The organism is Ruegeria sp. MALMAid1280 (genome assembly GCF_049195285.1).
Lineage (GTDB): Bacteria > Pseudomonadota > Alphaproteobacteria > Rhodobacterales > Rhodobacteraceae > Ruegeria.
This window is the reverse complement of the sequence record NZ_JBMIRT010000029.1, coordinates 1-13,000: the sequence shown is the minus strand read 5'-3', so window position 1 is coordinate 13,000 and position 13,000 is coordinate 1. Positions and strand designations below refer to the sequence as shown.

Annotated in this window: 8 protein-coding genes and 2 pseudogenes; 5 read left to right on the top strand and 5 right to left on the bottom strand. The window is 55.2% G+C overall.

Features of this window, described 5'->3' with window-relative positions; genetic code table 11:
• The first annotated feature begins 10 nt into the window (after positions 1-10).
• Positions 11-1,663: an NAD-dependent malic enzyme gene (locus tag ACOQFT_RS00755; protein ID WP_421596160.1), complete on the top strand. Its 1,653-nt coding sequence runs from the start codon at positions 11-13 to the stop codon at positions 1,661-1,663.
• A 106-nt stretch (positions 1,664-1,769) separates the two neighbouring features.
• Here the strand turns inward: ACOQFT_RS00755 and ACOQFT_RS00750 are convergent, their stop codons facing one another.
• The 4 genes and pseudogenes from ACOQFT_RS00750 to ACOQFT_RS00735 form a co-directional block, all read right to left on the bottom strand.
• Positions 1,770-3,068: a YbfB/YjiJ family MFS transporter gene (locus ACOQFT_RS00750; RefSeq protein WP_421596159.1), complete on the bottom strand. Its 1,299-nt coding sequence runs from the start codon at positions 3,066-3,068 to the stop codon at positions 1,770-1,772.
• 103 nt (positions 3,069-3,171) lie between these two features.
• A complete protein-coding gene (locus tag ACOQFT_RS00745) occupies positions 3,172-4,731 on the bottom strand; it encodes a class I adenylate-forming enzyme family protein (RefSeq protein ID WP_421596158.1) in 1,560 nt (519 codons plus the stop codon).
• Positions 4,732-5,016: 285 nt separating this feature from the next.
• A pseudogene (locus ACOQFT_RS00740) lies at positions 5,017-6,403 on the bottom strand (transposase).
• Between the two features lie 100 nt (positions 6,404-6,503).
• Positions 6,504-7,685 (bottom strand): alpha/beta fold hydrolase, encoded by a 1,182-nt coding sequence (locus ACOQFT_RS00735; protein WP_421596157.1) that lies wholly within the window; start codon positions 7,683-7,685, stop codon positions 6,504-6,506.
• A 159-nt stretch (positions 7,686-7,844) separates the two neighbouring features.
• Here ACOQFT_RS00735 and ACOQFT_RS00730 point away from each other — a divergent pair, with 159 nt between their 5' ends.
• Together ACOQFT_RS00730 and ACOQFT_RS00725 are read left to right on the top strand one after the other, a co-directional pair.
• Positions 7,845-8,519, top strand: coding sequence for a class I SAM-dependent methyltransferase (locus ACOQFT_RS00730; protein ID WP_421596156.1), 675 nt, complete (start codon positions 7,845-7,847; stop codon positions 8,517-8,519).
• A gap of 22 nt (positions 8,520-8,541) precedes the next feature.
• A complete protein-coding gene (locus tag ACOQFT_RS00725) occupies positions 8,542-9,357 on the top strand; it encodes an alpha/beta fold hydrolase (RefSeq protein WP_421596155.1) in 816 nt (271 codons plus the stop codon).
• Positions 9,358-9,641: 284 nt separating this feature from the next.
• On the opposite strand, the gene ACOQFT_RS00720 is transcribed toward ACOQFT_RS00725, so the two are convergent.
• Positions 9,642-9,857 (bottom strand): hypothetical protein, encoded by a 216-nt coding sequence (locus ACOQFT_RS00720; RefSeq protein WP_421596154.1) that lies wholly within the window; start codon positions 9,855-9,857, stop codon positions 9,642-9,644.
• A gap of 1,026 nt (positions 9,858-10,883) precedes the next feature.
• On the opposite strand from ACOQFT_RS00720, the gene ACOQFT_RS00715 reads away from it, so the two are divergent.
• Both ACOQFT_RS00715 and ACOQFT_RS00710 read left to right on the top strand, forming a co-directional pair.
• Positions 10,884-12,575 carry a thiamine pyrophosphate-binding protein gene (locus ACOQFT_RS00715; protein WP_421596153.1) on the top strand — a complete coding sequence of 564 codons (1,692 nt, stop codon included), beginning with the start codon at positions 10,884-10,886 and terminating at the stop codon, positions 12,573-12,575.
• 69 nt (positions 12,576-12,644) lie between these two features.
• Positions 12,645-13,000, top strand: a pseudogene (locus tag ACOQFT_RS00710) (DDE-type integrase/transposase/recombinase); the annotation flags it as partial.

Below are 13,000 nucleotides of genomic sequence, written 5' to 3'. Positions count from 1 at the left end.
AGGACAGCCTATGGTCGATTCCGGTCCTGCAAATCTACAGTGGGTAACCAACCCGCTTTTGAACAAAGGCACTGCATTTTCTTTGTCGGAACGAGAAGAGTTTGGATTGTTGGGCCTTCTTCCACCGCACATCGAAACACTTGAAACCCAGGTAGACCGTGTCTACGCCGCCTTTGAACGTGAGGAGACACCGCTGGATAAACATGTCTATCTGCGTGGTCTGCAGGATGACAACGAGGTTCTGTTCTATGCTCTATTGGTGCGGCATCTGCCCGAGATGATGCCGATAATTTACACACCTGTTGTGGGCGACGCCTGCAAAAAGTTCAGTGAGATCTACGATCATCCACGCGGATTGATCCTTTCGTACCCCGAGCGTGACCGGATTGATGACATATTGGACAATGCCATCCTGCCATCCGTCGAAGCGATTGTCGTCACCGATGGAGAACGAATTTTGGGTTTGGGCGATCAAGGCGCGGGCGGTATGGGAATTCCGATCGGCAAACTCTCGCTTTATACCGCTGCTGGCGGAATAAACCCGTCTGTGACGCTCCCGGTGGTTTTGGATGTTGGCACCAACAATCAGGAACGGCTGGAAGATCCCCTATATATCGGCTGGCGGAAAAAGCGTGTCAGCGGGGATGACTATTTCGACTTTGTTGATCTTTTCGTGCAGGCTGTTAAACGCAAATGGCCAGAAGTTTTGCTTCAATTTGAAGACTTTGCACAACAGCACGCGGCACCGCTGCTTGCGCGTTACCGCGATCAGTTGTGTACCTTCAATGATGACATTCAGGGAACCGCGGCGGTAACGGCGGGTACCTTGCTGGCCGCCTCGGACGTAACTGGTATTCCGTTAAAGGATGCTACTATTGCGTTCCTCGGTGCGGGGTCTGCGGGTGTGGGCATCGCTGAGCAACTGGTTCAACTCATGGTCCGCCAAGGGCTATCCGAGACCGAGGCGCGCGGGCGCATTTACATGGTGGACCGGAACGGGCTGTTGACCGATGCGATGAAAGATCTTCTGCCGTTCCAAAAGCAAATTGTCCAACCTCTTGCCAAAGTGGAGAGTTGGTCCGACGGTGAAATTTCACTTCTGGACGTAATAAATCGGGCCAAACCCAACATTTTGGTTGGGGTCAGCGGTCAGGCGGGCCTGTTTTCGGAAGAGATCATTCGTGCGATGGCGGCTCATACTGATCACCCTGTCGTGTTGCCCCTTTCGAACCCGACATCGCGAATTGAAGCTGAGCCTGCGGATATTATCCACTGGTCAGATGGCCGTGCAATGGTCGCCACCGGTAGCCCGTTTGATCCCGTAGTCTACAACGGTAAGACGCACCATGTCGCGCAGTGCAACAACTCGTACATTTTCCCAGGTATGGGGCTAGGCGTTCTGGCAGCGGGCGCGCGCCGTGTCACTGACGGAATGTTCATGGCCGCCGCCGAAGCTCTGGCCAAACTATCGCCTGCAAAGTCCGATCGCACAGCCAGCTTACTGCCTGATGTGGGGAACATTCGTCAGGTCAGCAAAGCTATCGCCCTTGCCGTTGGTCGACAGGCGCAGTTGGATCGGGTTGCGCCCGAAACAACAGAGGATGACCTGAAGGCGGCGATAGAAGCGAAGTTCTGGGTCCCGCACTATGCGAAGATTGCCTGAAGCCGAACCGCGTTGGAGTGGCCACAGGGCTTCTATTTGTGCATTCAAAATCCAATGAGGCTTTTGTTGGAAACGAAACACGGTATCTGGGCGTGGTCCGCGACGGTTACGCCGCCTCATGCCTGAGCGGCTTTTGCATCGCGGCACAAAGAGCACCGACCAGTAGGACCGCAGACGCCACGACGAGGCTGTCTCCTATCTCTCCGGTTAGGTCCCCGATAATACCAGCTCCGACAGGTCCCATTGCCTGCGAGACGGCAAAAATCACTGTGAAAAAACTTATGGTTGCGCCCCAATCTTGTTGATCCACATTTTGGCGCACAAAGCTGGTTACAGCAGTGGGTGGCATAAAGACCGACAGCCCGAAGACCAGCGCGGACACAATCAATCCATACCCATTTGGAACAAGAATTGGCAGGGCCGAACCAAAAGCGACTCCGGTCAGGATAAGCGCCATTGGTGTTCCCGACGCAAAGCGGGCCAAAACTCCGCGCCAGACAAATGGAGACGCCATGATACTGAACCCGAGGGTCATCCACGTCGCGGCAGTCAACAGGACACTGGAATGCTGCTCTTTCATCCAGACAGAGATAAAGGTGACATACACAATGTACCCCATTCCAAACAGCGCATACCCGCCAAGTTCGCCAAGCATCCTGCGTACCGGAGGAATGGAAAGAAGCGCAGTGTCATGCTTGGCTTCGTTCAACATTGAGGACGCCCAAACCGAAAACGGGCAGATGAACAGAGCCACTAACCCGACTCCAATCCACGCCCACTCCCAATATTGCGGCCCAAATACGTCCAACATGCTCGGAAGGGTTGCGCCACATAATGCGATGCCAAACCCACCGCCACCGCCAAAGTATAAGGCGATGGCCAGTGCATTCCTTCGGGCACAGTTCTTGAACAGCGATGCAGCCAGAACGCCGCCTGACACAAATGAAAGGGCTCCGAACAATCCCACCAAAGTACGACAAGCAGTCTGAAACACGAGGTTCTCGTCAAATCCGGTCGCCAACAGGCATAAAGCCGTCGCCACAGTGCCGCTTGCAAACAGCCGCGACGGTGAAATGTGCCGGATCAGTATAAGTGTTAGAACCGAACCCACTATGTAACCAATCGAATTGGCAGTGTTTAGCCAACCGGATTGAGTGAGACTCCAGCCGAGACTGCTTTTCATTGATGGCAGAATTAGACCGTATGCAAAGCGACCAAAGGCGTTGGAAATGCTGACTCCGAGTGCAAGACCCAGCAATATGAGCCAAGGGTTGGTGGGTTTTGCCGCGAACATGAATATCCTTCCGAATTGAACAATCACCGTGCCCCAATGCGCTTGGTCGGGCAATCCCAGCTGATCTGTTGTTCCTTTTGGGGTTCGGCTCAGGACAATTTTAAATTGCATTTTTTGCTAAAGTCTCGGGCAGCTTCCGGTGGATCAGTCCGCGATGCACAAGTTCTTTTTATCAACGACCGTGCGGACGTTGAGGATGATTAGCAATACCGCGTCACAGCACATGCGCGGCACCGCTCTCTTCCGCTGCCAACCGCTTCAACGCCATCCGATCTAGCTTTCCACCCATGGTCAGTGGCAGGGTTTTTACTATCCGAACCACATCCGGCGCTTTGTATCCAATCCGCTCTCGCGCAAATTCGAAGATTTCTCCGGCGCGTACCGGAGCCGCCCCTTCGGCCAAACTCACAAACCCCCAAACATCCTCCCCGTGCATCTCGTCCCGTACTCCCACTGCCACCGCTGCGGCAACAGCCGGATGCGCTGTCAGCGCATCTTCCACCTCAGCCGGGCTGATGTTCGAACCGTCATGAACAATGATCTGTTTTTGCCGCCCTCGGAACCAGAAATAACCATCCTCATCCCGACGCATTAAATCCCCGGTATCGAACCAGCCATCCCGGAACGCCGCCGCTGTTGCCTCGGGATTTTCCCAATACTCCGTCATCATGGTGGGGCTTTTAACCCAATGCCGCCCGTCTACTCCTACAGGCACCTCCTCACCGGCTTCGTCGCAAAGCACCGAGACATAGCCCGGGTTGTTTAATCCAACTGCGCCAAGTTTTTCAGTGCCCCCATGGGTGTTGGAATGCGATGTGCCCATTTCCGTCATCCCATAAAACGCACCGATCGGCACACCGGCCACGGCACCGAATGCATCGACCAACGTGCGCGCGGGCTTGTCTCCACCTGCCATCATCGTCTTTAGCGAGCGAAAGTCATCACGCACCGCCCCATGCCCCGTGACCAATGAGGCCAAAGGCGCAGGTAGAATTTGGGCCACCGTCGGCCGCGTCTGCCGCAGCAGCCCCAGGAGTTCATCCGGAGTGAATCGCCGCGCAACATTTGTCCTGGCACCGACCCAAAGCCCTGCAAACGTCAACCGCAATCCCGCTGTGTGTGAAATCCACGAAGCCGGTAATACAATGTCCTCGGGTCCCAGCCCCAATCCTTGCGCATTGCTCGCCACCATATTCCCCATGCTGGCATGACTATGCGTTACCCCTTTCGGCTTGCCTGTGGTTCCGGAGGTAAAAAAGATGAACGCCGGTGCCTCGGCCGCAACCGTTGGCAGTACCCCCTTACTCTCTCCGTCCAGCAGATCCTCGAAGAAGAACGCGCCGTCAATTTTGCCTGCATACGAGATCACCCCCACAGGCAATTGTGCCACGCTTGGAACTGCGGCAATATCTTTAGCTCGCTCGCCATGCGCCAATAGAGCCGCGGGTTTCGCCAGCCCCATTGCATAGTCGATATCCGAGGTCGTGTAGCGATAGTTAAGCGGCATGGCCACCAATCCGGCCCGCATACAGGCAAGATAGTGGATCACCAGAGCCGCCCGGTTTGGCATGATGGACGCCACCCGGTCCCCCGGTTCCAGCCCCAGGCTCAGATACTGCAACGCCAGCCGCGAACAGGCGGTATCCAGCTCTTGCCAGGTGAAAGCCCCGTCCAATGCGTAAAGCGCTATCGCCTTGGGGTCTGCCGTCAATCCCCGGTGAAACAGGTCCGTTAAATCCGCAGGTGCGGCCAGCGGTGGTCCGGATACCGGCATCTCTTCTCCTCAAAACAACCCATCTCTGAGTCTACACCGCGCCACTCGGGTCCCAAAGCCCCCGACCAAACCTCAAGCTTTTTGATAATCCTGCGCCCGAAGCTATCTAAAATGCTACCCAAACGGATACCAACGCCATGTCCATCACTTCCTCAAATGGCGAATTGGGCAGCCTTCGCATATTGCCGGCGCAGCGAATGTCAGCAAGCGGGTGTTTCTGTTGAAAAACAACGTTTTTCTGGCGCAGAGAGTGAGGCGCTGAACAGAGCGCGAGCGCCTTTCTGATCAGGTTTTACACGTTTGCTGCGGTGCGGGAAAGATCTTTGCCAATTTGCGGAGGTTCTGGGCAGTGGCGGCGAGAAGGAATTCGTCATTTGCGCCACATGGACCGCGTAATCTGAGCCGTCCCAGCCCCAAGATGCGCTTGAGGTGCGCGAAGAGCATCTCGACCTTCTTTCGGAGCTTGGATGAGACTTTGTACTGTTTTGTTTTTCGGATGGCACGGGCGACATCTCTGGCGTCTTCATGCTCTTCGCGGGTGATTTTGCGAGCATCAGCATTCGGGCAGCGCTTCATCTTTGAGGGGCATGCCTGACAGGTGTGTTTGAGCGCCCGATACTTGGCGACACCTTTTCCAGTGGGACCTCGGTCGGGATCAGAGTAGTTGCGGCGGAACTGCTTCAGCGCCTCACCTTCTGGACAGATGTATTGATTGTTCTCGGCGTCCCATTCGAAGTCGGCACGCGACCATGTACCATCGGTACGACCAGCCTTGTCGATCACGGGGATATGTGGCGCGATGTTGTGATCCACCAGCCAACCGAGCATCGGGCCTGAACCGTACGCGGTGTCCGCGATGAGCCATTCCGGGTGCAGATCGAACTTGTCTCTGGTCCGGTTCAGCATGGTCTTGGTTGATCCGACCTCAGCTTGTCGGATAGACCATGTGGCCTCGACATAAACGATGACGCCATGATCCGTGTCGATCAGATAGTTGTCGGAATAGCTGAAGAAAGCAGGGCCCTTGCGTGCTGCTGTCCCTTGGCTGGCTGGATCGGAATGCGAAGTGAACTTGGGCTGCACCTCGCTGGCTGCACCAAATGCGGCCTCATCCAGGGTGTTGAGATATTCACGGACCGCGCGGGGAGCATCGGCCGGATCGGTACTCGTCGCGTTCCAATCGTCCTTTGGCGTCGAATTCTGTTTGTTGGCATCTGCCTCAATCAGGCTGGCATCAATTACCATGCGCTGGCCGCTCACCAGACCCTCCTCAAGGCAGCGTGCGACGGTCGTCTCGAACAGATGGCGCAGCAAATCGCTCTCCCGGAATCGCCCGTGGTGGTTCTTGAAAAAGGTGGAATGGTCAGGGTTCCGGTCATTCAGATCCAGGCGGCAGAACCAACGATAGGTCAGGTTCAGATGCACCTCTTGGCACAGCCGACGTTCGGATCGGATACCAAAGCAATAGCCTACCAAGAGCATGCGGATCAGCAACTCGGGATCAATCGATGGACGGCCCGTGTGGCAATAGAAATCTGCCGAATGCGAACGGATGCTGATCAGCATCAACAAACCGGTCAATCGACCGCAACAGGTGATCTGCTGGGACATGATCCTCCAGCGAAAACCCATAGAACAGCGCAGCTTGAGCCTCTTGCCTTGGTCCCATCATGGCTGATCCTCCCCTCCACTACAGGAATGGAATCAGCAGCTCAGCCCTCGATCAAGGGCGAGTTTTTCAACGGAATAGGCCGAAGTCAGAACACGAATAGCTATTCAAGCAAAAATGAATTGGCCTGTACTGCAACATCCATCGGACCGAACCATGGTGCATGTGCATCTCCGGGAAGTAACTGCAGCCGAGCACCCGGGATTGACCGTGCCAACCATTGTCCGTGATCAACTGGAACAGCGCGATCCTCCTGACGATGCAGCACAAGGGCAGGGACATCGACTTTGGGCGCATCGAGTTTGGCGTCGATCTGCCAACTCAGTTCGAGCATCGAAGCCGCCTGTTCCGGGTCCGCAGCAGCGCGTTGCTGGGCTGCAAAACGATGTCTGTCTTCAGCATCCGCCGAGGGCACGAATATATCCGCAAGAGCACGCGATCCGACGCCCCAGTGCTGCCGGATCAATGCAAGCAGCATGGCTTGCGATTCCGGGGGAGCCAGATCCTTGCCCGAGCCATAGGTGCCATAGAAACAAATGCGCTCAACATGTGCGGGGTGGGCAACCGCGTATCGGATGACCACAGGCCCCGCTGCCGAAATCGCCAGAAACGAAAAACGATCGGTTCCAAGCGCCGCAATCATATCCTCAAGCAACATGACCTCATCTTCCAGCGTCACGTTTGGGTGTGCATTGCGACTGAGGCCCGAGCCTGGCCGGTCATAGCGCAATATGCGCAACCCTTTGCCCAGGGTCAGAAAGAATTCCTGAATTTCCGGATAATCATGCCACAGATCAGACGCGGTGACCCAAAATGGAGGGATTATGACCAGCGGGCCGTCACCGTGAACCGCATATCCGATAGAGCGGCCTTTTCGATCCGTTACATAGCCAATCTCAGGCGCGCTTGTCTCAGTAGCCTGTGCATCACCGGGGGCGGGTGCGGCTATGGGTGCCGGCTGTTGAGGGTCGCCGGACGGCGAATCCATCTGCCCGTCAAAGCGATACCCGATCTTCGGTAGCGTGCGAATAAATCGCTGCGCTCGGCCATCGTCGCCGATTGCCTTTCGCGCGCTCTTGATACGGCTTGTAATCGCATCGTCCGAAATCGCGCGCCCACCCCAGATCTGTGAGACGATCTCGTCTTTGGTAACGGTCCGCCCTTCGGCCTGAACCAAAAGAACCAACAGATCAAAGACCTGAGGTTCGATATGCTGCGCAACCTCATTGCGCACCAACGTGCGGCGGTCGAGGTCCAGAATGCAGTTGGAAAAGGTGTAGATCATGGGCTTCTCACCTCAGACATCGGTGGGACGGTCTTGCGCGAAGCGTTCAAGAGACCTGAAAATCCAGCGTTTCTTCATTGCTTCTCCAGAATTTCGCCAAGTGCATAACGCCAAACCCCGACATGGTTTCAGCATCATCAACTGGCCGAGAGCAAAACCATGTCTTTTTATACTAAACATATCCTTCCCCGAATTGTCGATTGTGGCTGTGGCGGGCGCGCCTTTGAAGAGCAACGCAAACGCATCGTTCCCAAGGCGCAGGGTGTCATTCTGGATCTGGGCATCGGCACGGGGCTGAACATTCCGCTCTATGATGCGGATCGCGTCACCAAACTTATAGGGCTGGACCCCTGCCAGAGCAGCCTCAACATGGCACAGAAATTGGCTGATCAGTCAAATATCCCTGTCGAATTTGTTCAGGCCTCCGGCGAGGATATCCCGCTTGCGGATAGCTGCATCGATACGGTGGTGCTGACCTACACGCTCTGCACGGTTCAGGATGTTTCAGCTGTCTTGAGCGAGGTCCGGCGTGTGCTGCGCACGGATGGCGAGGTGCTGTTTTGCGAGCATGTCATGGCGCCAACGTCGTGGGTTTCTCGCGTTCAGGATATTGTTCAGCGCCCTTGGGCCTCGCTTCTTGGCGGCTGTCAGCTGACACGTCGGGCAGCCACCGCGTTGCGCTGTGCGAAGTTTCGTGTCGTTGCAGATACCGACAAACTGGGCGGTGTCCCGTTTCCAATCGCATGGCAAACAACCGGGCACGCGAGACCCCTGAAACCAGGTGAACGCCCCGATCGCTGCCCGACCGGCCCCGATCTTCAACTGTCTATCTAATCCCGCAACCGGAGTCAGTTTCATGACCATACACGTATCAACCGCCTATTTTCCCTGCATCGATCGCGGAACCGGAGCACCCGTTTTGTTCATCCATGGGGCGGCTTGCGATCACCGGATCTGGGTACCTCACGTACAGAACCTGTCGCAGCGGTACAGATGCATCGCTCCGACCTTACGCTGGTTCGGGCAAGTCGACTGGCCAGCAAGTACAATGGAGTTCAATGAACAAACCCATGCAGTTGACCTTGCCACTATCATCGAAAATCTCGATTGCGGCCCGGTCTTTGTTGTGGGTTGGTCCTATGGCGCAAACGTCGCCCTGCGCCTGAGCGTCGACAGACCCGACCTGATCTCGGGTGTCGCGATTTACGAGCCCAGCTCTACAAGTCTTGTCAGTACTCCCCTGGGTACCGCAACGCATCAATTAAGCATGCAGGAGACCTTTTTCCCCGTCACGGAGGCCGCCGCAACAGGCGACGGGATCGCAGTTTTGAAGGCCTTTATCGGCGCTGTGGGCGGGCCTGGCACATTCGGAAAGCTCCCGCCGAACCTTCGCCAGATTTGTTTGGACAACGCGCACACGCTGATCCCCTTACTCAGTTCCAAGCACCGGTTTTCTTCGGTGACAGCCGCTGAACTTGTAACGCTGCCGATACCGGTTCACGTGGCGTGGGGTGAGCAATCAGGGGATGTCTGGACAATCCCAAGCAAAGCTGCTGCCGGTCTCACGAATGTGCGCGGTTACGCAATTCCCGGAGCTGATCACATTTTGCCGGCAAAAGACCCAATGGCTTTCCTGTCCTGGTTGGACAGCATGCTTCATCAGGGTTCCTGAAAATTTGCTGCACGTTGTAGCCGCGGCGAACGTCTTGTGTGGAAAGCTCCTGCATAGCAAGACTTTTCGGAATTGATTTAGCACTGGTCAGCGGCAGACGTGTGTCCGGCCTGTTTGCGCAGCACAGGCGGCTGCTGGCCTTGATGGTTTCTGCGACCAAGTCCCATACGGCCAGTTTGGACAACAATGTGCCCCGGACATTCGACGGAGTGTCCTGATTGGCGGGATGACTATGCTCCGTCATCTCAAGGGTCTTGCTGTCTTTTGTATTCCTTTCTTCCGTTTCAAGCGTAGTGCGGGCGATGGTATTCATTCTTGGTCAGTACTGCCCATACATCCTTGCTGTCTTGTTGGCCATTGCGACTGTTGCCAGTCGCGGGGGGCTTACGGGTGAGCAGGTCTATGGCCCACGGATCGACACGGTCCGGGGCCGCCTTCATTTGCCGCAATCGCGCCGTCATGCCAGTGACCAGCAATCGCAGGATGCATCGGTCGCCCATCTTCGTGATCCGGCGCAATCGTTCCTATCCTCCGCGATTCCGTGGCCTTGAAAAACATGTTTGGCCAGATCTGAGCCAATCGTTGTAACTTGCATTGGGTCGCTCCTTTCCTGGTAGTGACACACAACTACACTATGGCGCATTGCGACGCCGCATGGCGGCTCAGAGCCGAGGGCGTGTGAAACCTCTGGCTCACGAGCTCTCTCAGAAGCGCGAGAAAATCGACATTGCGGGTGTTTCGGCGAATTTTGCTAAAGGGTCAGAGTTTTCATACAGCCTCAGCCCATTGCGATCGGTGGACCGAACCAAACAAGTGTAGACGAGCATGTGGTTGAAGTGCGATGGAGGTCTTACAATGGAAAAGGGTCTCATCTACCAAGCATCGGACCTGATTGATGTTACCTACGTCCCGGAATTCGCAGCGGTCTACTAGAAGTGGTTCAGCGAATATGACGAAGGAACACGAGTCAAAGACGCTGTTTGGGTTGTTCTCGAATTGGTGCGCTCGAATAACATCGGACATTGGATCGTGGATGTTTCGACCTCTCCGCGCGGCCATTCTGAAGTTGATTATCAGTAGGTTAGCGGAAATGATTTCCGATCAGAAATCATGAACTCGACGCCGCGGAAATTTGTCCTTCTGCCACCTTTGTCCGGTTCGGGGCAAGATGATGCTTGGGTAGCCGACTGGGAGACAAACACACTTGCGAATTTCGGGGACTGCATCAGGGCAAAAGCCTGCCAAAACGTGCAAAAGGTAAAGAAGTTTCTGATCTGCTGACCCTAGGCCAATCGGATTAGTGTTTCCGTTTCTAGGCAAGCTACAACAAGCGAAGGCTCCTTCCACACCGGATCTTCCCTGAAATCGAAGTACTGCGGCAGGCCGTCAATTTCTGCTTTGGCGAGGTCGCGCCGCGGTACCTACATCAGCGAGAAAACTTGCTCCACTCTGCCAATTTTGCGAATTCGGCTTTCGCAAATAGGATGTGCCCAGACCTTTTTAACAACTCGCATTGGAATAATGTCATGGTACCTGAGCACTGGACCGTTGGATCATATCTGGCAAAAAGACTGCAAGAGGCTGGAATTATAGATTATTTTGCTGTTCCAGGTGATTATAACTTGGTGCTGTTGGATGAGCTACTTGGCAATCGGGATCTGCGAATGATCAGTTGTTGCAACGAGCTCAACGCAGGTTATGCTGCAGACGGATATGCCCGCGCTACCGGAGGACCGTCAGCAGCGATTGTAACTTATTCAGTCGGTGGATTGAGCCTTTTGAATGCTGTAGCAGGTGCCTACGCTGAAGATCTTCCAATGATCGCGATTTCCGGCGGGCCGAACACCAACTCAGAGGCCGAGTGGGAATACCTGCATCATACGCTGGGAGAAGTCGATTATGACTATCAACGCGAAATGTTTGATCGTGTTACCGTCGAAGCTGTCACGATCCATCATCCTTCGCTCGCGCCTGTGGCAATCGACAGGGCAATAGATGCGGCAATGATCCGGCGCAAACCGGTTTACATCGAAATTGCATCAAACATAGCAGGTGCATCCACATCAGCGCCTGTCCCGCGCTGTTTTGCCAGACAGTCAAGCAGCGATCCAAACACGCTGGAAACTGCTGTGGCACAAGTCTCTGAGTTTCTGAACGCTGCGGAACGTCCAGTATTGGTTGCGGGAAGCAAGGTACGCGCCGGTCAGGCAGAACACCAGTTGCGCCAGCTTGCGACCACATGTGAATACGCACAAGCATCAATGCCCAACGCCAAAAGTTTTTTGACTGAGGCAAAAAACAGTTTCATGGGGGTCTATTGGGGGCCTGTGAGCACGCCAGGTTGCGGAGAAATTGTCGATGCTGCGGACGGGTTGCTGTTTGTCGGTCCTGTATTCACCGACTACACCACGACCGGTCATCAGCTTGGTTTTGATCCCGGCAAAGCGGTTATGGTTCACCCGACATCCATTCAGTTGGGTGACACTCATTTCAGCAATGTCCGCATGGATGAATTTCTGGATGCGCTGGCTGACAGGCTTACGCCGAACAATGGTGCCCTCACAGCCTTTGAGCGTGTCAGATCCGAGCAAATCCCGCCGGTACCAGGAGCGGCAGAAACACCAGTGACGGTTCGCCAGCTATTCGCCCGGATTCAGAAGATGCTGGACGGGGACAGCACGCTACTCGTCGAGACAGGGGATTCATGGTTCAACGGAATGGAGACCAATTTGCCCGAAGGCGCTCGGTTCGAAATACAGATGCAATATGGGTCGATTGGGTGGTCCGTTGGTGCGTCGCTGGGTTACGCGCTAGGTAACAGGCAGCGTCGGTTGATCTCTTGCATCGGGGACGGTTCGTTTCAACTGACCGCGCAAGAGGTTTCGACAATGATCCGGTACGATGCAAAGCCAATCATTTTTCTGATCAACAACGGCGGATACACGATCGAAGTTGAAATCCATGATGGCCCCTACAACACCATCAAGAATTGGGACTACGCCGGCCTGATTGACGTGTTCAGCGCCGGAGAAGGCAACGCCTGGGGGTGCAGGGTGACAACAGAAGGCGAGTTGGACCAGGCCATTGGAACGGCGCTGGAGCATGACGGGCTCTGCATGATCGAAGTTCTGATCGACCGGGACGATTGCAACGTCAACCTGCTGCGGTGGGGCAACCAGGTCGCACGGAACAACGGTCGGCCCAATCGGTGCAGGTAGGGGCTGCCGTTGAAAACCGGATCCGCAGATTCTCGTCATGAATGAGGGAGCTTCAGGGGGGCAGGTCAAGTGGACCCCACTACGCTGAACCGCTGGGTGGCAAGATACTCTGGCGCGATTGCTGAGGCCGCGTGTCATCGCAAAATATCTTGCGACCGCTCTTGGAGAATGGACAAGACTTACATCACGGTGAAAAGCGCGTGGGTCTATCTCTATCAAACTGTCGAAAAGCACGCCAGGACGCTTGGTTTCATGCTTTCGCAGCGTCGAAACAAACCCGCCGGCACCAAATTCTTCGCCCGGATGCTGGAGGTCAACAGCCTTCCGAGAAAGATTGTCATCGACAAAAGCGGAGCAAATACGGCCGGTATCAAGGCCATAAACAAGATGCTGAAAAGTTTTGGTTGCCCGGTCTCATGTGAAAT

Bases quoted from the DNA above. Each gene is read 5' to 3' on its own strand.
- ACOQFT_RS00720 (WP_421596154.1), bottom strand. From the start codon at position 9,857: ATGGGCGACCGATGCATCCTGCGATTGCTGGTCACTGGCATGACGGCG.
- ACOQFT_RS00745 (WP_421596158.1), bottom strand. From the start codon at position 4,731: ATGCCGGTATCCGGACCACCGCTGGCCGCACCTGCGGATTTAACGGAC.
- ACOQFT_RS00735 (WP_421596157.1), bottom strand. From the start codon at position 7,685: ATGATCTACACCTTTTCCAACTGCATTCTGGACCTCGACCGCCGCACG.
- ACOQFT_RS00750 (WP_421596159.1), bottom strand. From the start codon at position 3,068: ATGCAATTTAAAATTGTCCTGAGCCGAACCCCAAAAGGAACAACAGAT.
- ACOQFT_RS00715 (WP_421596153.1), top strand. From the start codon at position 10,884: ATGGTACCTGAGCACTGGACCGTTGGATCATATCTGGCAAAAAGACTG.
- ACOQFT_RS00730 (WP_421596156.1), top strand. From the start codon at position 7,845: ATGTCTTTTTATACTAAACATATCCTTCCCCGAATTGTCGATTGTGGC.
- ACOQFT_RS00755 (WP_421596160.1), top strand. From the start codon at position 11: ATGGTCGATTCCGGTCCTGCAAATCTACAGTGGGTAACCAACCCGCTT.
- ACOQFT_RS00725 (WP_421596155.1), top strand. From the start codon at position 8,542: ATGACCATACACGTATCAACCGCCTATTTTCCCTGCATCGATCGCGGA.